The sequence below is a fragment of the Flavobacterium coralii genome (assembly GCF_019891545.1).
GTDB classification, from domain to species: Bacteria; Bacteroidota; Bacteroidia; order Flavobacteriales; family Flavobacteriaceae; genus Flavobacterium; species Flavobacterium coralii.
In genome coordinates this window covers 1-1118 of record NZ_JAHDIU010000025.1, presented here as the reverse complement: position 1 = coordinate 1118, position 1118 = coordinate 1, and the positions used below count along the sequence as shown (strand labels likewise).

2 protein-coding genes are annotated in these 1118 nt (G+C 44.2%); both read right to left on the bottom strand.

All coding sequences use genetic code 11. The annotated features are described in order from the left end of the window. Positions 1-197: type IX secretion system membrane protein PorP/SprF (locus tag KJK34_RS14960; protein WP_223054698.1), on the bottom strand; the 197-nt coding region annotated here is incomplete at its 3' end. 228 nt (positions 198-425) lie between these two features. Next, a partial coding sequence (locus KJK34_RS14955) for a T9SS type B sorting domain-containing protein (RefSeq protein ID WP_223054697.1) occupies positions 426-1118 on the bottom strand: 693 nt, incomplete at its 5' end.

The window sequence follows — 1118 nt, the reverse complement described above, 5'->3', positions numbered from 1 at the left end:
GTGGTGGGTGCCCCCTCCACATCTACCCACTGGGCGCGGTAAAGCAAGCCGAAGGCAAGGTTCTCCTTTGATCCGGCATAGGCCGGGTTGATCACGTTCATGTTGTACATGTACTGTGTGTAATGAGGGTCCTGCTGGGCCGTGCTCTCGGCAAAGCCTAACAGCCCCAGAAATGCTGCTAAGTATAGTTTCTTCATATGAGTGTGTTACTTATATACTGTTTACGTTTTTCAAAAATTGAAGGTACTTATTATTTGGAATTACGAAAAGAGCGTGCATTAGATTTAACAAAAAAATAGCTATAAACGCTAAAATTATTTAAAGAACTGACGCTTACATCTTTAGGATTTTGAACATTCTTAAAAAACAAAAGGAAAGCCCCCGCCATGAAGAATGCGGGAACTTTTCCTTTTTATATTTATTAATTATTGTTGCCTGTTGATGTAAACCCAACCTGTTTTACTCTCTCCGTTGCTGCGCTGAATTGAGTAGAAGTAAGTACCTGTTGGCAGTTCATCTCCGTTGCTGCCCTGACCATGCCATTGGTTGGTATAAGCACCGTAGCTGAATACCTCTTTACCGTAACGGTTAAAGATACTGATCTTGCTCACACCAAGTGAAGTCAGGTCGAAGCTGTCGTTCATGCCGTCACCGTTTGGAGAAATACCCCTCTGGATAGAACAGCTTGTGTCAAGCACATTAATCTCTACTTCGCCCACACAACCGTCAGCAGTGGTTACTGTTACAGTATAGATACCTGCCGCAGGAACAGTTACCTGTTGGGTGCTTCCTGAGAAGCCGTTAGGGCCACTCCATGCATAGCTGGCTGTATCAGGGTTGAATGAATCACCTGTTTGAGGGTCATTGAAAGGCATTACGGTTACAAGATAGTCTCCATCTTCACAACCTTCTTCATACATAAGTGCGATGTTGGCAGTGTTCTCACTCACAGTTACACTTTGTGTGGCAGTACATCCGTTTACAGTTACTGTAACTTCATAGGTACCAAAGGCTCCGTTAGCCGGTGTGATGCTGGCATCGTTATCAGCAAGGGTTGTACCTTCATACGTCCATACATAAGTAGCATTAGCCGTATTGAAGTTAGCTCCGGTTACAGA